We start from the raw sequence: 18,390 nt of genomic DNA, 5'->3' as shown, positions 1-18,390 counted from the left end.
AGCGATGTTAAACACTGCCTCCAGATATAGTAAAATAATTAAAGATGAAGCTTTGCGGCTTGGCTTTATGCATTGTGGCATTGCCAAAGCAGAATTCCTCGAAGATGAAGCACCAAAACTGGAAAAATGGTTGCAGGACAAGCATCATGGTCAGATGGCTTATATGGAAAATCATTTTGATAAGCGGCTAGACCCCAGACTCCTTGTGGAGGACTCAAAATCAGTCATTTCATTAAGTCTCAATTATTTTCCAGAACAAAGACAAATAGACCCAAATGCTCCTAAAATATCAAAATATGCATATGGAGCAGACTATCACGAGGTTATTAAAGATAAATTATTCCAGTTGTTAAACTTCATCAGAGTAGAAATTGGAGAGGTAGCTGGGCGAGCTTTTGTAGACTCTGCACCAGTATTAGATCGCGCATGGGCTAAACGAGCTGGTATTGGATGGATAGGTAAAAACAGTAATCTCATTAATAAAAAAAGTGGCTCATTCTTCTTTCTAGCAGAATTAATCATTGATCTGGAACTCGAATATGATCAACCTTTCCAAACTGATCATTGTGGAACCTGCACCAAATGTATTGATGCCTGTCCTACTGAAGCGATCTTATCTCCTTTTGTAATTGATGCAAAGAAATGTATTTCCTACCTTACTATTGAGCTTAGAGAGGAAATTGACCAGAGTTTTAAGAATAAGATGGACAACTGGATGTTTGGTTGTGATGTTTGTCAAGATGTATGTCCATGGAACCGCTTTTCAACCCCGCATACTGAGCCTAGATTTAAGGCTAATGAGCAATTGTTGAATATGAAAAAGGAAGATTGGCTAGATATTACAGAAGATGTTTTTAAGACCATTTTTAAAAACTCAGCAGTAAAACGTACTAAATTTAAGGGATTAAACAGGAATATTGATTTCCTAAAAAGCGGACTACTTTCATCATAAAAAAGGACTGTATAATTATACAGTCCGATCTATCATATATTCTTTGTTCTTACTTACCGAATTTCATTTTTAGTTGCTCTAACATATCGTCTGTTACTGCAACTACCGGTTTATCTTTTTTAACTTGTGGACGTGCCTGCTGATTTGCTGAGCCTTGCTGAGATTTAGTCTGTTGTACCTGTTTAGGTCTGTTGGCTTCCGCCTGTTGCTGTCTTTCCTGCTTTAAAGCTTCTTTCTTTTTGCTCCATCTTGCCCAGATCTCATCCAGCTTTTTCTTAGTATACAAAGGGAAATCACCTTGTTTCATCCAGGCATAATAACTAGGTTCTATATCAAAAACCTGCTCTACAGTTTTACCTTTATGCTTTCCAAAATTAAATATTTCTTCTTCATTCTCATTAAAAACCATTCTACCTGCAAAGTCAACAGGTTTGTTCATATTGGTAAATATATGCAGTGCCTCTACATCATTTAAAACAGGCTGCGATATTTTCCCTTGCTTATCTTCAAAATCAACGTCTTTATAACGTTCAATTTGGGCAAGTAAAACATGGTACGTTGCAGTAATATCAGCTTCTGCAGAGTGTGCATTTACGATATCTTTACCACAATAGAACTTATAGGCAGCACGTAATGTACGCTGCTCCATCTGATGAAAAATGTTCTGAACATCAACAAACTTGCGATCAGACATATCAAAATCAATTCCTGATCTCAAGAATTCTTCCAATAATACAGGAATATCAAATCTGTTTGAATTATAACCCGCAAGATCAGCATCACCAATAAAATCTGATAGCTCTGTTGCTACTGCTTTAAAAGTAGGTGCATCAGCTATATCTTCATCATAAATCCCATGAATCAATGACGAATGCAAAGGTATAGGCATTTCCGGATTAATGCGCAATGATTTGATCTCTTCAGACCCATCAGGCATTGCTTTCAAAATAGCGATTTCAACAATACGATCAGATCCTACATTAATACCAGTAGTTTCAAGATCGAAAAAAGCTAGAGGACGTTTTAAATTTAATTTCATTTTTAACTTTATTGGTAGCGCTTCAAAAGTCGTAAAAATCATCCATTAAACCTTAACTTATTTGATAACACCTTTGTTTATATCTATTATTACTTATGATATCGATTTTTATTTTCAAAAATCTAACTTATCTTGCACCAGTTTATAAATTATAATGCTCATACATAACGCTCAAAAATGAAATATCTTCTTTTACTGCTCTCCCTTTCTTTTTCAACCTTATTATTTGGCCAGGATTTCGATTACCTTAAAATTAAGCAGGAAGAGCTGAATCTTAAAAAAACTACAATTGACACCAATGCAAATGCTGTGGTTTTACGTGAATTTGGAACCGCTTCAGTTGGTATCGATGATACTGATGGTTATCTATATATTGACTTCCAATATCACGTAAGAATCAAAATCTTGAACAAAAATGGATTTGATCATGCTAACATTGTCATTCCGCAACGCAAATACGGTGATAGGGAAGATCGGATCTATGAATTAAAAGCAAGTACTGTTAATTATATTAATGGAACGATGGTGATGACTGAGTTGGATAGGAAGAAAATATTCGAGGAAAAGAAGAATAAATATGTTACCCTAACTAAATTCACTATGCCCGGCTTATCTGAAGGAAGCATAATTGAATACAGTTATCGCATCCAATCACCTTACATCTTTAATTTCAGAACCTGGGAATTTCAATCGGAAATCCCTAAGCTACATAGCGAATTCATTGCGAATATTCCTGCCAATTACAATTATAACGTATCACTACGTGGAGCACAAAAACTGACTTCGCAAAATGCTGAAATCTACAGAGAATGTTTAAGGATAGCGGGACAAGCTATAGACTGCTCAAAAATGACCTATATCATGAAAGATGTTCCGGCTCTGATTGAAGAGGACTATATGACTGCACCAAGTAATTTCAGGTCAGCTATTAACTTTGAATTGTCAGACTATGTAAGCATTAGAGGCGTTAAAACAAGCATTACTAAAGAATGGAAAAACGTTGATTATGAACTCATATCTGAAAGAAATTTTGGTGGACAATTAAAAAGAAAAGACATTTTTAAAGATATTGTTCCAGCTATAACAGGAAATACTACCGACCAGCTCAGTAAAGCCAAAACTATTTATTCCTATATAAGAAATAGTATTAAAAGCAGTGGATTTATTGGTATTTACAGTGAAAATACAATTAAAAAAGCATTGGATGTAAAATCTGGAAATACTGCTGATATTAATTTTGCATTGATTGCAGCTCTAAATGCCGCAGACCTGGATGCTGAAGCCGTTATTTTATCAACACGGGCCAATGGTTTAGTGAATAACTTATTTCCGGTTATCACAGATTTTAATTACGTAATCGCCAAAGTAAATATTGATGGTAAATCTTATTTACTTGATGCTTCAGAACCCTTACTACCTTTTGGCTTATTGCCTTTACATTGCATCAATGGACAAGGCCGGGTAATTTCTTTGAAGAAACCATCTTACTGGTTAGATCTTAAAGCGAGCCAGAAACAAACAACACGTTACAATTTAAGTGCAGAGCTAGGAAAAGATGGGAAATTGAAAGGAACTTTAACATCCTATTCTTTTGGCTATGCGGCATTGAACAAGCGTGAAAAAATACTAAAATCAAGTTCCGTAAATGAATATGTCGAAAAGCTGGATGAGAGTATGCCTGGCATTAGCATCCTTAAACATGAAATTAATAATGTAGATAGTCTTGAAAATCCATTAGTTGAAACCTATGATATTGAAATGCCGGTTTTTGAGGATATGAACAATAATCCTTTATTCTTTAATCCTTTTTTTATTGAAAAAATCTCCAAAAATCCTTTTAATCTGAATGAACGTACTTATCCCGTTGACCTGGGGTCTGAAAGTGAACTTCGAATCAGCATGTCTATAAAACTGCCTGATAATTATACTTTAACAGATAAACCAAAAGATCTGAGCATCGGTTTGGCAAATAACGGAGGTCGATATTTATGTAATACGTCCCTAAATGAAGGTCTACTCAGTTTTAATCAACTTTTGCAATTCAACAAACCAATTTATGAATCTCATGACTACCTTTCTCTAAAGGAATTCTACAGTAGAATTATACAATTGCAAAAAACAGATATCATTCTTAAACGTTAAAAAAATGATATTGAAAAAAATTACTTTAGCCATACTTATACTCTGCTCTTTCAGCAGTTATTCCCAGACTGATTATGCTGTTGATAGGATTTCTCCCACATTAAAGAATCGTGTAAATACTGTAATCAGAAAAATGGAAACTACGGTTGATATGCGCAGCCCTGATAATGTGGTACAAACAGTTAAAAGTGTTATTACTGTATTGAATAAAGGTGGTGACAGCAATTCCGAAATTGTACTTGGGTATAATAAAAATACAAGCATTAAATACGTTAAAGGGATCATATACAATGCTGATGGGAAATCAATTGGTAAATTTGCACTGAACAATTTTACAGACCATAGCGCTGTAAGCAATTCCTCTTTGTTTGAAGATGACCGTGTAAAACATTTCGCACCTTCTGTATCTGATTATCCTTATACGATATCATATGAGTTTGAAGTCAGATCTAAACAAAATCTAGTCATACCTGATTGGTATGCCAACCGTATTCCTGATGTTTCAGTTGAAGAAAGCACCTATACATTTATCTGCAAACCAACAGATAAAGTAAGGATAAAAACATACAATTATAAGGGGGAACCAGAGGTTGCAGACCAGGAAAAAGCCAGGAGTCAAACCTGGACTGTAAAAAATTTACTCCCTTTTAAGTCTGAACCTTATACACCCAATAGGGAAAACTATCTTACCTGTGTTAAAATAGCTCCTGAAGATTTTAGCTATTATGGTTATAAAGGAAAATATCAGAATTGGGAAGAATTGGGCAAATGGATTTTTAATGACCTGATAAAAGACAGACAAGTATTAAACCCAGTGGCTGTTGCTGAAATCAAGGAACTGGTGAAAGACTTAACGAATGATAAAGATAAAGCACGTAAAGTTTATGAATATGTACAGAAAAAGACGCGTTATATTAGTGTACAGATAGGTATTGGAGGGCAACAACCCATGCATGCAAACGAAGTTCACCAACTTTCATACGGGGATTGTAAGGCACTGGTTAATTATACACAAAGTCTGCTCAAAGCAGTAGATATTCCTTCCTGGTATTGTGTTGTCAATGCTGGTGATTTCAAAAAGGATATGGAATACGACTTTGCAAGTATGGCACAGGGAAATCACATCATACTTTGTCTTCCTTTAAAAGGCGATACGACCTGGCTTGAATGTACCAGTCAGAATACTCCTTTCGGCTTTTTGGGCAGCTTTACCGACGACCGTACCGTATTGGCTTGTAGAGAAGAAGGTGGAAAAATATTAAAGACCCCAACCCTATCTACTCAAATGAACTTACAGAATCGTAAAGCAGCTCTTGTTATTGATGCAAATGGCAATGTCAATGGTTCTATAAATACGACTTTCAGTGGTTCTCAATACGACAATTATGCACAGTTCGAAAATCAGCCCTTATCGGAACAACTAAAACTTCTTAAAAAGTTCTATGACGTAGATAATATTAATTTTGATTCTTTTAATCTTAGTTATGATAAAAGCGCTAATCCCAGCAGCAAAGAAATGTTAAATCTCAGCATTCAAAAATATGCTGTGAAAACCAATAACAATAACGTTTACCTTGTCCTAAATGCTTTTAATAAAAACCGGACTATTCCAGAGATAAAAAACAGAACGCTCCCTGTTTTTATCAATAGAGGTTATATGGATCTGGACGAAATTACCTATACCATTCCTGACAATTGGGATGTTGAATATCTTCCAGAGGATATAGAAATAAAAAACAGCTTTGGTTCTTACAGCGTAAGTGTAAAAAAAGAAGATAAAAAATTGATTTATATCAGAAAAATGGTTCTAAATAACGGAACTTATTCAGCAGATAAATATGCTGACTTCTCAACTTTCATGAATAAAATAAGTTCAAACGACAGGATAAAAGCTGTACTTAAAATCGTTCTAACTCAGCACTAAAATCCCTACTCCAATACCAATAGCCATAATCAGGTACATCAGCACTTCTGTAGTTGCAAACTTTTTATACTTAGCCCAAAATGTGAAATCTTCTTTCTCTTTCGCCATGATATTTTTTATAATGTACCTGCTTTTACAAAAGCTCTCTGATAAGCAGGAATACTTAAATCGTCCACTACAACCCCACGTGTGGTAGATGCATGAACAAAAAAATTATTATTCAGATATACACCAACATGATCAATCTCGCCCCCGCCAAACGAGAAAAAGATCAGATCACCTTCTTTAAGACTACCTAGACTCTTTTTCTTAACAGCATCCGCCTGATCTCTTGATCTTCTTGGAAGATTATTACCATAGATATCCTTTTGGAGCAAAAAAGCAAAACCAGAACAATCAATTCCTCTTTTATCCAGGCCTCCATAACGATATTGAACCCCTGCCCAATCGGTAATGAATTTATACAATTGCTTATTTTTCAAATGTGACATGGCATCAGCCGCTTTAGCAGCCGCTTCTGCACTTGGTCTTGCTGTATATTTTCTTGAACTACAAGCAGATAAAAACAAGGCAGACATCAGTGCCACTATTAAAATCCTTCCTTTTGTTCCTTTATATACACTCATACTATTGTTTAATTAATCGCTGTATCTCATCCAGCTTCAATAAAGCTTCAACTGGAGTCAACACATTCACATCAAGATTATTTAACATATCTCTGATCTGAACCAAAATAGGATCATCAACAGCAAACATATGTAATTGATAAGCCTGGTTCTGCACTTTTTTAATACTATCTTTTATACTTTGACCTTCTGTACGGTCTATTTCTAATTTCTTTAAAATCTCGTTAGCCCTGTTGATCAATTTAGGCGGCATCCCTGCCATTTTAGCCACATGGATACCAAAACTGTGTTCACTACCTCCAGGAATTAGCTTACGTAAAAATATAATTCTATTTCCAACCTCTTTTATAGATACATTAAAGTTTTTAATACGGCTCATGGTATTGGCCAGCTCATTTAGCTCATGATAATGCGTTGCAAAGAGCGTTTTTGGCTTAGCATTAGGGTGTGTATGCAAAAACTCCGCAATAGCCCAGGCGATAGAAATCCCATCGTAAGTACTCGTACCCCTTCCTATTTCATCCAATAAGATTAAACTGTTATCTGATATATTATTCAGAATACTTGCCGTCTCATTCATTTCGACCATGAATGTACTTTCTCCGGATGATAAGTTATCCGATGCACCAACACGCGTGAAGATCTTATCTACCAGACCAATGGTTGCTGCCTTAGCTGGCACAAAACAACCCATTTGTCCCATTAATACTATTAGGCCGGTCTGCCTTAGTATGGCCGATTTACCCGACATATTGGGACCGGTTATAATGATGATCTGCTGACTTTCATTATCCAAAAACACATCATTTGTAATGTATTCTTCTCCTACCGGCAAGCGTTTTTCAATCACCGGGTGTCGGCCACCCTTAATATCCAGGGCTTTACCCTTATTGATCTCTGGCTTTACATAATGGTTTTTAACAGCCAATTGTGCAAAGCAAAGCAATACATCCAGCTGTGCTACTAAAAATGCATTGAGCTGAATAGGTTTAATATAAGTACTAACCTGATAAATCAGTTCGGCGTATAATTTAACTTCAATCTGCTGAATTTTCTCTTCAGCTCCTAAAATCTGTTCTTCGTATTCTTTTAATTCTGGTGTGATATAGCGCTCAGCACTTACCAGTGTTTGTTTCCGGATCCAATCTGTAGGAACTTTATCTTTATGCGTATGAGTAACTTCCAGGTAATAACCAAAAACGTTATTGAAAGCTACTTTTAATGAAGGAATACCAGTAATTGCCGCTTCTCTTTTCTGAATCTCTACCAGATAATCTTTACCCCCAAAAGATATTTTCCGTAAACGATCAAGTTCATCATTTACCCCATCAGCAATCACATTTCCTTTAATCAATAAAGCTGGCGGATCCTGATGCAGCTCTCTTTCCAGTTTCTCTCTGATACTCAGGCAAGGCTCCAATTGCTCCGCAAGCGCCATAAGAAAAGGATTCTTCGAGGCTTCTGCCAGGTTCTTAATGGCCTCAATATGATACAATGATTTTTTAAGCTGACATAATTCTCTGGGTCCTACTTTTTGCAGTCCAACCTTAGAAATCAATCTTTCTAAATCACCAATTTGTTTAATGTGTGATAAGAAATCCTGCAACAGTGTATCGTTCTTAACCAGGAAATCGACCATTCCCAAACGTTCCTGAATAGGCTTTAGTTCCTTAAGCGGCATGATAATCCATTTGTGTAACAAACGGGCACCCATAGGCGTTGAAGTCTCATCCAGAACCTGAAAAAGCGTAACCGCATTTTCATTAGCCGAGCTTACCAATTCCAGATTACGAATGGTAAAACGATCAAGCCACATATATTTATCTTCCTCTAAGCGGGAAATAGATGAAATATGCTTTAAATTACGGTGTTCAGTTTCATTCAAGTAATGTAAAGCTACCCCGGCAGCCACAATTCCGGTCTGTAGTTTATCAACACCAAAGCCTTTCAAGGAATTAACCTCAAAATGCTTGGTCAAAATTTCGTTAGCATAATCGCTGGTAAAAGCCCAGTCGTCCAGATGAAAGGTATAAAACCTGTCACCGAACAATTCCATAAACTCTTTTCTTTTGCTCTTTTGAAAAACGACTTCATTAGGTTTGAACCCTTGCAATAGCTTGTCGATATATTCAACATTTCCCTGTGCAACATGAAATTCTCCTGTCGAAATATCTACAAAAGATACACCCAACAGATTCTTATCAAAATATATTGAAGCCAGGTAATTGTTAGATTTCTGACTCAGGATATTATCATTGTAAGCCACTCCTGGTGTAACCAATTCCGTTACGCCTCTTTTTACAATGGTCTTTGTTGTTTTTGGATCTTCCAGCTGATCACAAATCGCTACCCTTTGTCCGGCTCTCACCAATTTAGAAAGATAATTGTCCAATGAATGGTGTGGAAAACCAGCCAATTCCAAGGCTCCATTTGGTCCGGTGCCTCTTCTAGTCAAAACAATTCCTAAAATCTGGGATGCTTTTATTGCATCTTCACCAAATGTTTCATAAAAATCGCCAACTCTAAATAGCAATAATGCACCCGGATACTTTGCTTTAATCGCATTGTATTGCTGCATTAACGGGGTTTCCTTAGTATTATCTTTAGCCAAAATGATTATGTTTTACAAAATCGTAAAGATACTATTTGCGTAGTAGTCATTACGATTTGTTGAAAATTTAAAAAATGTGAATAGGTTTTATAGTTTCGTAATATAAGATAAAAATAGTGTCAACGCCTCGCGCTTTTTATCCGTCAATTCGAAATCTAATTTATGCATCAGATAATCATCCAGATCAAAATTTGATTGTTTCGGCAATTCTTCCAGCAACGTTTTGCGTTTAGATAAACCGAAAGACAATGCTTCATTAAAATCATTGATAAATGATTGTGGTATAGTTTTATTAGCCACCCATGCAGCATATACAAATGGTAAGCCGGTAAATTTCATCCATTCTTCGCCCATGTCGTAAGCATAAGCAAAGCTATCCTTTTTACCAAAAGTACGGTCGCCGATAAGTACAATGGCATCTGTTTCCATATCCGGATCAGTCGTAAAACTTACTTCTTGCTTAAAGTGGAATTTCAGCAATACTTTAGCCAAATTGTTTGAAGTACGCGAATGACTATCCAGCTTTACTGATTTAATTTCTGAAACGGGTATTTTGCTAAAAATGAATACAGAATTCACAGCTCCAATGGAGCCGATGCAATAATTTGCAACGATATTAGCATTTGGAACTAATGGTATTGCAGCAACAGGAATCAATCCTATATCTACCTGTCCATCAATTAATTTAGCAGCACAATCAGTAGGTATATCTAAACTCAGGTCTATCTGATCCAGCAGTGCTGAATGTTCAATTCCGTAAATAAAGGGCTTGGTATTGGTATAGGAAACGGCAGAAATTTTAATCTTATTCAACAATGCTGCTTATTTTAAATGGTTGGTGTTGTTAAATTCAGTAATTACAAAATCATCACCGGTTAACGTAACTTTATAAAGAGTAGTATTCAAATGAGGAAAGTTGGTCATTTCCGATAAGGGAAGTTTAGTCAGCAGGCATAAGAACAAACGCATTGCACGTCCATGCATACAAATCAGCACAGTTTTCTCATTTGCAGCATTTTTAATTACCTCCAAAGCTTCTTTTTCCCTTGCCATAACTTGATTCGGACTTTCACCTCCATCAAAATGTGCATCAAAATCACCAGATTCCCATTTTTCCATCAGACCTTTAAAAGCGGTAATAGCGTGCTCATCATTAGGCTGTCCTTCCCATACTCCCCATGCCAGTTCATCCAATCCCGAAAGTTCTTCCCAGGCTAAACCCGCATCAATAAACCCCTTAACTGTCTGATGTGTACGTTTTAATTTGGAAGTGTATACTTTATCAAAAGGAATGTCTTTGTACATTTCATAAAAGGCAGCTGCCTGTGCCCTACCAGTATCATTCAGATCACTGTTTATCCCACGTCCCTGTACAATTCCCTGTTTATTTAAATCTGTCTCACCATGTCTGATGATATATAGTTCCTTATTCATTCTAATTTATTACCGGCAATTTATAATACTGAGGCTTTACCTCATCTTCAAAAACGAAATCAGTATAATCTGTAACCACGTTATACAATGTATCTCTTTCAATAGGCTTGCGATTTACCTGTTTAATTAAATTTACCAGTTCCTGAGTGTTCATAGCCGGGTGCTGTTCTTCTGCACCAGCCATAGAGTAGATTTTGGTAGTATCATCCAGTGTTCCATCGATATCATCTACTCCAAAATTTAAGGATAGCTGTGCAGTTTGCCTGCTGATCATAGCCCAATATGCTTTAATGTGATCAAAGTTATCCATATAGATACGGGCAATTGCATAATTCCTCAGATCTTCAATCACCGAAACTTCAGGAACATGATCCATCTGATTATTCTGATTTCTGAATTTAAGTGGAATAAAGGCCTGGAAACCTCCGGATTTATCTTGTTGCTGACGTAAGCGTTCCATATGGTCTACCCTATGCCAGAACTCTTCAATATGACCATACAACATGGTTGCATTGGTTTTCATCCCTAATTTATGTGCTTGCTCATGAATATCCAGCCATTGTTCAGCATTACATTTATCATGCGCAATCTTTTCCCTAACTTCTGGATGAAATATCTCAGCGCCTCCACCTGGCATAGAGTCCAAACCGGCTTCCTGTAAGTATTTCATACCATCATAATGACTTAACTTAGCCTTCTTGAAAATATAATAATACTCAACCGGAGTTAAAGCCTTAATATGAAGATCAGGGCGATGTGCTTTCGCCTGTCTAAAGAAGTCACTATAAAATTCCAGATTCTGTTTAGGCACTACACCTCCTGTAATGTGGACTTCAGTAACGGGTTCATTATCGTATTTTTTTAATACATCCATCATCCCCTCTACACTCATTTCCCATCCCTCTTCACGCTGTTTGATCAGGCGCGAGTAAGAACAAAACTTGCAGTCGTACACACAAACATTAGTAGGCTCTATATGAAAGTTTCTGTTGAAATAGGTATTGTCACCATGCTTCTTTTCTCTGATATGATTTGCCAAAACACCCAGATAACCAAGCTCTGCATGTTCATAAAGGTAAACGCCCTCATCAAATGTAATTCTTTCCTGATTTTGAACTTTCGAGGCTATTGCTTTTAGTTCGGCTGACAGATCAGCATCTTCTAAAATCAAAGTTAGTTTTGAAGTAGTATCCATCCGTAATGTATAATGTACAAATTTAGTATAAAATCATCATATAGCGTTTTTTTAAACCCATTTAACCTGTCAGCCCTGTGTAAAAGACAATAAATCCTATCTTTGCACCATGACTATTGAAGAACTAGAAGACTATTTTTCAGGAATAGATTTACCCCAATCCTTAGAACTTGGTCCTGGCGTAAAAGCAAATGATATCCCCCTCTTAATTCAAACCCATCTCACCTTACTTAAACAACACGGTAATGTACGTCCCTTCGAATGCTTCTACGATCGCCTGATCCGCATCAAAGAACTAATTGAAGAACAATAACATTAAGCCCTGCTTCCAGCTAAATATTACCATTAAACTGCTTTTCCACTGATCTGATACTGTCCAGGTAGTACGATATTAGTATCAGAGCAGTATGAGGTTAGTATGAGTCATTAAGGTGACTTTAAGCTTTACCGAAGGATGCTAAAACAAACAAGCTTGTTCTTCGCATGAAGAACAAGCTTGTTTGTTAAATCCTGCAATACACAGGCTTTTTTTTGACTAAAAAATCACCTTCTCAGAAGAGGCTTGAGGCGCTTTTGCTTCTTCAGCAAAAGATGCCAGACTCTGAAGAGAATGGTTATTTTTTACTTTGTAGCCTGAAAGTTCAACACGATATAAGCAGTACCATTACCATACTCTACCGGTGTTTTTATTGTCAACGTTTCTTTAGTCGCAGACGAAAGCAGCATTCTATAACCTTCAGTTACATTTTTAGCTTTATCTCCTTCATAGATCTTTTTAAACTGGAAAGTGTCCTCTTTTGGGCTTGCCGACCAGTAAATAGTCTGCATTTTACTTCCACATTCACTTCCTAGTGTGTAGCTACCGTTACCACTATTAGTCAATCTCCATGCACTTCCAATAAAGCACTTATAAGAAGACTCACCGAATAAAGATTTAACATTCATTTCTGGAATACCTTCAAAAGTAATGTCATTTAAAATCCAGTTACCGGTTACATTACTTCTTTTAACAGGTTGAGTCGTGGCTGCACCTTTTGGTGAACAGCTTTGCAGCACCATTAATACACCGCAAAAAAGGGCTGCTATCAGGAATATTCTTTTCATATTATGTATTTTTACATATCAAATACATAAATCCTGCCAAAACTTCAAGATAATAATTTTTACCTTTACAGTTATCGCAGTCCAGCTTTAAAACAAGCATTTAATCCCATAGTAATGAGAGCAGAAACATTAGCTATCCATGCAGGAAATTTATACGACATCAGTACAAAAGATGTTACGCCACCAATAAACTTATCCACAACATTTTTAAGAAATGAAGAAGGTGGCTATTCTGGTGGACACATGTATAGCAGACTCAGCAATCCAAACAGGTCGGCTCTGGAGAAAATCATTACCGAATTAGAAAAAGGAGCAGATGCTTGTGCTCTTTCATCAGGCAATACAGCAGGTATGACTGTTTTCCAGGCACTAAAACCTGGAAGTCATATCATTGCACCAGATGACATGTACTGGGGATTTAAAAAACAGTTACTAACCATTTTTGCAGATACTTTAAGTATTGACTTTATAGACCTTAATAATTTTGAAGAGATCAAACGTCATATCAAAGAAAACACGGTAATGATCTGGACAGAAACGCCATCAAATCCATTATTAAAAATCACAGATATTTCAACAATCTCGGCAATTTGCAAGGAAAATGGATTAATTATGGCTTGCGACAGTACTTTTGCTTCACCATCATTGCAAAACCCAATTTTACTAGGAGCAGATATTGTGATGCACTCTTCAACAAAATATATAGGAGGGCATAGCGATGTACTTGGCGGCATATTGATCACTGCAGAGAAAAATGAACTCTGGGACAAAATCAGAAATATACAGGAAGTTGGAGGAGCTGTTCCCTCTCCTTTCGACTGTTATTTATTAGTACGCAGTATCAAGACTTTAGCCTACAGGATGCGCGGACATTGTGAAAATGGTATGGCCCTGGCCCTTTACCTGCAAAATCACCCGGCAATAGAAGCAGTATACTATCCCGGATTATCAAGTCACCCAGGACATGAAATTGCAAAAAAACAAATGAATGGCTTCGGAGGTATGCTATCTATCCTTGTAAAAGGCGGAAGTGATGAAGCAAGAAGAGTTGTCAACCGGGTAAAATTATTTACTCAGGCTACAAGCTTAGGCGGCGTAGAAAGTTTAATCGAACATCGTGCTTCGATAGAAGGACCAACCTCCACCACTCCACCGAATTTAATTCGGATATCTGCCGGACTTGAACATATAGATGATTTAATTGCCGACATAGAGCAAGCTTTGGCTAATAGCAACCGCTAAATAAAGAAACACAAATAACTAATTATCAAATATTTACAAAAAATTCAGAATTAAATTTTGAATATATTTGTATTTAGCCCTATATTTGAATAATTCTTTAGCGAAAGCTAATCAAGTCAACCTCGAAATTTCAAGGTTTGATTTATAAAGAAGTGGCGAGAGACAGGCTCTTTGACCCACTGGCAACCCTCCCAAAATGGAGAAGGTGCCAATTCCTGACCAATCAGCATGGTGCTTGTTTGGAAAGATAAATTTAAACGTATGAAAACTATTATTTCTAATCTTAATCATTATTGTTGTACGCCCCATACCATGTGTATGTGCAGCTGCATGCAGTAATCTTTAAATCTTCCTTTTGTATTCTTTAATTCATCCGGAAGGCCCATACGGGTACGCAATACAATATGCATTCATGTTTTATCTGAAGCATATCCTTATTAACACAATTAGTCAAACCATATAAAAAATAAATTAACATGTCGACTACTCATAAATTCGAAACACTACAAGTACATGCAGGTCAGGAAATAGATCCAACAACAGGCTCAAGAGCAGTTCCTATTTATCAAACTTCTTCTTACGGTTTTAAAAATTCTGAACATGGTGCAAATCTTTTTGCTCTTAAGGAATTCGGAAATATATACACACGTATCATGAACCCTACTACGGATGTTTTTGAAAAACGTGTTGCTGCCCTTGAAGGTGGTGTAGCTGCAGTAGCAGTTGGGTCTGGAATGGCTGCACAATTTATTGCATTAAATAACATTTTAGAAGCTGGCGATAACTTCGTTTCTTCTTCTCACTTATACGGTGGTTCTTACAATCAATTTAAAGTTGCTTTTAAACGTCTTGGCATTGAAGTTAAATTCGCAAATGGAGATGATCCGGAAGATTTCGAAGCTAAAATCGACGAAAATACTAAAGCGATTTACCTGGAAACTATTGGTAACCCAGCTTACAGCATCATCGATTTCGAAAGAATATCTGCAATTGCCAACAAGCATGATCTACCTTTAATTGTAGACAATACTTTCGGTGCTGCCGGATACTTATTTAAGCCTTTAGAGCATGGTGCACACGTTGTAGTTCAATCTGCTACGAAATGGATCGGCGGACATGGTACAAGTATCGGTGGTGTAATCATTGACGGTGGAAATTACAACTGGGGAAATGGTAAATTTCCACAATTCAGTGAGCCATCTGATGGTTATCATGGATTGGTCTTTAATGACGTATTCGGATCTGCAGGTCCTTTCGGAAATATTCAATTTGCCATCCGTGCACGTGTTGAAGGCTTAAGAGATTTTGGTCCAGCTATATCTCCTTTCAACTCTTTCCAGTTACTTCAAGGTTTAGAAACATTGTCATTGCGTATGCAACGTCACGTAGACAATACACTTGCTTTAGCGAAATGGCTTGAAGGTCATGAAGCAGTGAAAAGTGTAAGCTACCCAGGCTTGGAAAGCAGTCCATACCATGCAAATGCTAAAAAGTATCTGAAAAATGGATTTGGAGCTGTATTGTCGTTTGAATTACATGGTGCTAAAGAACAAGCCACAGCATTGGTAGACAGCCTGAAACTGGTAAGTCACCTTGCCAATGTTGGAGATGCTAAAACACTGATCATACAACCTGCAGCAACCACGCACCAGCAATTAAGTGATGCAGAGCAAATCAGTGCCGGTGTTACTCCTAATCAATTAAGGGTATCTGTTGGTATTGAACATATTGATGATATCAAAGCAGATTTTGAACAGGCCTTTGCTGCTATAAAAAAATAATTAATGAGCACTGTAGCCATATATAATTACACCAAACCCTTTACGCTTGAAAATGGTAAGATGATTCATGATCTTGAAATTGCCTATCAGACCTATGGTAAGCTGAATGCAAAAAAGGATAATGTAATTTGGGTTTGTCATGCACTTACAGCCAATTCAGATGTATTGGACTGGTGGAAAGGACTATTTGGCCACAATGCTTTATTTAACCCTGATGATCATTTTATCATTTGTGCTAATGTACTGGGCTCCCATTATGGAAGCACCAGTCCGTTAAGTGTAAATCCGGCAACAGGCTTAAGCTATTATCTTTCTTTTCCTGAATTTACCATCAGAGACCTCGTAGCTGCACATCGAGTGTTGGCAGCACATCTTGATGTGCAACAAATCAAAGTTCTTATTGGTGGTTCTTTAGGTGGTCAGCAAGCTTTAGAATGGGCTATTTTGGATCAAAGCATGATTAAAAACCTGATTCTTATGGCTACAAATGCATTGCATTCACCATGGGGCATCGCTTTCAATGAAAGTCAGCGTCTGGCTATTGCGGCCGATCGCAGTTTTTATGCACAACAACATAATGGGGGTTTAAAAGGACTAAAAGTAGCAAGGAGTATCGCTTTATTATCTTACAGGACTTACGATGCTTACGGAGCAACACAGTTGGAAAGTGTAAATGATAAAACTGACAATTTCAGAGCGTCATCTTACCAGAACTATCAGGGAGAAAAACTATGCAAGCGTTTTAATGCTTATAGTTACTGGTATTTAAGTAAAGCGATGGACAGTCATAATGTTGGGCGTGGCCGACAAAGTGTTACTGAAGCATTGGCAAGAGTAAAAGCAAATACATTGGTCATTGGAATTGAGAATGATGTTCTTTTCCCTTTATCAGAACAAGAGTTTTTGTCTAAACATATTGCATATGCAGAATTTTACAAACTAAGATCTGCATATGGGCATGACGGATTTCTTATTGAAACCGACACATTAACAAACGTAATTGGCACTTTCCTTAAAGAAAGTATCAACAAGAAAATAATTAAATTACTTAAAACAGCATGATAATTAGATGAGCAAGAAACTTAAAATTGGTTTATTTGGTTTTGGGGTAGTTGGACAGGGATTACTCGATATTATTCGCGGTCAGGACTTAAATCTTGAAATCATTAAAATCGCAATTAAAAATCCTGAAAAGAAGCGCACATTAGATGCACATCTTTTTACTACAGATCATGATGAACTGTTAAATAACAGTGAAATCAATACTATTGTTGAATTGATAGATGATGCAGATGCAGCTTATAACATTGTTAAAAGAGCATTAATCAGTGGTAAAAATGTAGTATCAGCGAATAAAAAAATGATCGCTACTCACCTTGCTGAACTGGTTGAATTGCAGAATAAACATGATGCATCTTTACTTTATGAAGGTGCTGTATGTGGTAGTATTCCAATTATTCGTAACCTTGAAGAATATTATGATAACGAATTACTTCATGGTATCAGTGGTATTTTTAATGGTTCTTCAAACTATATCCTTTCTAAAATTTTCAATGAAAACCTGGAATATGGAGTAGCATTAAAACAAGCTCAGGATCTTGGTTTTGCGGAGTCAAACCCTATTCTGGATGTTGGAGGCTACGATCCTAAATTTAAACTGGCTATTGCTACTGCACATGCTTACGGTCTGTTTATTAACCCTGATAATATTCTGAATGTAGGTATTCAACACCTTTCTGAAAATGACATCAGGTATGCAAGAGAAAAGAACTTTAAAATAAAACTGGTTCCTACTGCACGTAAAATCAGCACCAAACAAGTGGTTACCTATGTATTGCCAAAATTTGTTAAGTCGGACGATTTCCTTTACAACGTAGAGAATGAATATAATGGTGTAACTGTACAAGCAGCTTTTGCTGATAAACAATTCTTCTTTGGAAAAGGAGCTGGAGGTCACCCTACAGGAGCGGCTGTATTGTCTGACATTGCTGCGTTGAGGTACGATTACCGTTACGAATACAGAAAATACAATCAGCACAACGGCTTGCTACATACTGATGATGTAAACCTTGAAGTTTACCTGCGTTATACTCATGAGTATACTGTAGAAAAACTGCAAATTGAAAACATCGTAGAAAGATTCTCACGTGATGATTACAAATATGTAATCGGAAATGTAAACTTAAAAAACCTGATTGCCAATTGGGCTTTACTTGAGCAGAAAGATGTTTTTATTGCCCATACAGGCAAATACACTTATACTGAAAAGCAGATTGAGGCACTAGCTCAAGAAGGTGTTCTATTAAGCTAAATTTATTTTGTTTTGATCATGAAAAAGGC

Annotated in this window: 16 protein-coding genes and 1 riboswitch; of the genes, 8 read left to right on the top strand and 8 right to left on the bottom strand. The window is 36.7% G+C overall.

Translation table 11 applies throughout. From position 1 onward, the window contains the following. The first annotated feature begins 4 nt into the window (after window positions 1-4). A complete protein-coding gene (gene queG / locus WC623_RS09860) occupies window positions 5-952 on the top strand; it encodes a tRNA epoxyqueuosine(34) reductase QueG (protein ID WP_372850451.1) in 948 nt (315 codons plus the stop codon). A 49-nt stretch (window positions 953-1,001) separates the two neighbouring features. Here queG and WC623_RS09855 read toward each other — a convergent pair whose 3' ends face one another. Beyond that, complete coding sequence (locus WC623_RS09855) at window positions 1,002-1,991, bottom strand: exonuclease domain-containing protein (RefSeq protein WP_372850449.1); 990 nt, start codon at window positions 1,989-1,991, stop codon at window positions 1,002-1,004. A 177-nt stretch (window positions 1,992-2,168) separates the two neighbouring features. Between WC623_RS09855 and WC623_RS09850 the strand changes: the two genes are divergently transcribed. Both WC623_RS09850 and WC623_RS09845 read left to right on the top strand, forming a co-directional pair. Continuing rightward, window positions 2,169-4,133 (top strand): DUF3857 domain-containing protein, encoded by a 1,965-nt coding sequence (locus WC623_RS09850; protein ID WP_372850447.1) that lies wholly within the window; start codon window positions 2,169-2,171, stop codon window positions 4,131-4,133. Between the two features lie 4 nt (window positions 4,134-4,137). Then, the gene (locus tag WC623_RS09845) at window positions 4,138-6,057 is read left to right on the top strand and encodes a DUF3857 domain-containing protein (protein ID WP_372850445.1); all 1,920 of its coding nucleotides are present in this window, start codon (window positions 4,138-4,140) and stop codon (window positions 6,055-6,057) included. Here WC623_RS09845 and WC623_RS09840 read toward each other — a convergent pair. From WC623_RS09840 to mqnE, 6 genes are all read right to left on the bottom strand, one after another. After that, window positions 6,043-6,165 (bottom strand): hypothetical protein, encoded by a 123-nt coding sequence (locus WC623_RS09840; RefSeq protein ID WP_372850443.1) that lies wholly within the window; start codon window positions 6,163-6,165, stop codon window positions 6,043-6,045. The genes WC623_RS09845 and WC623_RS09840 overlap by 15 nt on opposite strands. 8 nt (window positions 6,166-6,173) lie before the next feature. Next, a complete protein-coding gene (locus WC623_RS09835) occupies window positions 6,174-6,683 on the bottom strand; it encodes a C40 family peptidase (protein WP_372850441.1) in 510 nt (169 codons plus the stop codon). Between the two features lies 1 nt (window position 6,684). Continuing rightward, a complete protein-coding gene (gene mutS, locus WC623_RS09830; RefSeq protein WP_372850439.1) occupies window positions 6,685-9,294 on the bottom strand; it encodes a DNA mismatch repair protein MutS in 2,610 nt (869 codons plus the stop codon). Between the two features lie 87 nt (window positions 9,295-9,381). Next, window positions 9,382-10,107, bottom strand: coding sequence for a menaquinone biosynthetic enzyme MqnA/MqnD family protein (locus WC623_RS09825; protein WP_372850437.1), 726 nt, complete (start codon window positions 10,105-10,107; stop codon window positions 9,382-9,384). A 9-nt stretch (window positions 10,108-10,116) separates the two neighbouring features. After that, complete coding sequence (locus WC623_RS09820) at window positions 10,117-10,728, bottom strand: histidine phosphatase family protein (RefSeq protein ID WP_372850435.1); 612 nt, start codon at window positions 10,726-10,728, stop codon at window positions 10,117-10,119. Between the two features lies 1 nt (window position 10,729). Next, window positions 10,730-11,923: an aminofutalosine synthase MqnE gene (gene mqnE / locus WC623_RS09815; RefSeq protein WP_372850433.1), complete on the bottom strand. Its 1,194-nt coding sequence runs from the start codon at window positions 11,921-11,923 to the stop codon at window positions 10,730-10,732. Window positions 11,924-12,032: 109 nt separating this feature from the next. Here mqnE and WC623_RS09810 point away from each other — a divergent pair, with 109 nt between their 5' ends. After that, entirely contained in the window at window positions 12,033-12,236 is a 204-nt protein-coding gene (locus tag WC623_RS09810) for a hypothetical protein (protein WP_372850431.1), read from the top strand. 308 nt (window positions 12,237-12,544) lie between these two features. Here the strand turns inward: WC623_RS09810 and WC623_RS09805 are convergent, their stop codons facing one another. Then, window positions 12,545-13,027 (bottom strand): hypothetical protein, encoded by a 483-nt coding sequence (locus tag WC623_RS09805; protein ID WP_372850429.1) that lies wholly within the window; start codon window positions 13,025-13,027, stop codon window positions 12,545-12,547. Between the two features lie 114 nt (window positions 13,028-13,141). Between WC623_RS09805 and WC623_RS09800 the strand changes: the two genes are divergently transcribed. From WC623_RS09800 to WC623_RS09785, 4 genes are all read left to right on the top strand, one after another. Continuing rightward, entirely contained in the window at window positions 13,142-14,269 is a 1,128-nt protein-coding gene (locus tag WC623_RS09800; protein WP_372850427.1) for a PLP-dependent aspartate aminotransferase family protein, read from the top strand. A 139-nt stretch (window positions 14,270-14,408) separates the two neighbouring features. Then, a riboswitch (SAM riboswitch) is annotated at window positions 14,409-14,523 on the top strand. Window positions 14,524-14,745: 222 nt separating this feature from the next. After that, window positions 14,746-16,050, top strand: coding sequence for an O-acetylhomoserine aminocarboxypropyltransferase/cysteine synthase family protein (locus WC623_RS09795; protein WP_372850425.1), 1,305 nt, complete (start codon window positions 14,746-14,748; stop codon window positions 16,048-16,050). A gap of 3 nt (window positions 16,051-16,053) precedes the next feature. Then, window positions 16,054-17,112, top strand: coding sequence for a homoserine O-acetyltransferase (gene metX / locus WC623_RS09790; protein WP_372850423.1), 1,059 nt, complete (start codon window positions 16,054-16,056; stop codon window positions 17,110-17,112). Window positions 17,113-17,119: 7 nt separating this feature from the next. After that, a complete protein-coding gene (locus WC623_RS09785; protein ID WP_372850421.1) occupies window positions 17,120-18,361 on the top strand; it encodes a homoserine dehydrogenase in 1,242 nt (413 codons plus the stop codon). Window positions 18,362-18,390: the final 29 nt, after the last annotated feature.

Origin of the sequence: Pedobacter sp. (assembly GCF_041645105.1) — a bacterium.
Classification (GTDB): domain Bacteria; phylum Bacteroidota; class Bacteroidia; order Sphingobacteriales; family Sphingobacteriaceae; genus Pedobacter.
This window is presented reverse-complemented; position numbering and strand designations above follow the sequence as displayed.

Bases quoted from the DNA above. Each gene is read 5' to 3' on its own strand.
- metX (WP_372850423.1), top strand. From the start codon at position 16,054: ATGAGCACTGTAGCCATATATAATTACACCAAACCCTTTACGCTTGAA.
- WC623_RS09805 (WP_372850429.1), bottom strand. From the start codon at position 13,027: ATGAAAAGAATATTCCTGATAGCAGCCCTTTTTTGCGGTGTATTAATG.
- WC623_RS09785 (WP_372850421.1), top strand. From the start codon at position 17,120: ATGAGCAAGAAACTTAAAATTGGTTTATTTGGTTTTGGGGTAGTTGGA.
- WC623_RS09840 (WP_372850443.1), bottom strand. From the start codon at position 6,165: ATGGCGAAAGAGAAAGAAGATTTCACATTTTGGGCTAAGTATAAAAAG.
- WC623_RS09835 (WP_372850441.1), bottom strand. From the start codon at position 6,683: ATGAGTGTATATAAAGGAACAAAAGGAAGGATTTTAATAGTGGCACTG.
- queG (WP_372850451.1), top strand. From the start codon at position 5: ATGTTAAACACTGCCTCCAGATATAGTAAAATAATTAAAGATGAAGCT.
- WC623_RS09820 (WP_372850435.1), bottom strand. From the start codon at position 10,728: ATGAATAAGGAACTATATATCATCAGACATGGTGAGACAGATTTAAAT.
- WC623_RS09795 (WP_372850425.1), top strand. From the start codon at position 14,746: ATGTCGACTACTCATAAATTCGAAACACTACAAGTACATGCAGGTCAG.
- WC623_RS09850 (WP_372850447.1), top strand. From the start codon at position 2,169: ATGAAATATCTTCTTTTACTGCTCTCCCTTTCTTTTTCAACCTTATTA.
- WC623_RS09800 (WP_372850427.1), top strand. From the start codon at position 13,142: ATGAGAGCAGAAACATTAGCTATCCATGCAGGAAATTTATACGACATC.
- WC623_RS09810 (WP_372850431.1), top strand. From the start codon at position 12,033: ATGACTATTGAAGAACTAGAAGACTATTTTTCAGGAATAGATTTACCC.
- WC623_RS09845 (WP_372850445.1), top strand. From the start codon at position 4,138: ATGATATTGAAAAAAATTACTTTAGCCATACTTATACTCTGCTCTTTC.
- WC623_RS09855 (WP_372850449.1), bottom strand. From the start codon at position 1,991: ATGAAATTAAATTTAAAACGTCCTCTAGCTTTTTTCGATCTTGAAACT.
- mqnE (WP_372850433.1), bottom strand. From the start codon at position 11,923: ATGGATACTACTTCAAAACTAACTTTGATTTTAGAAGATGCTGATCTG.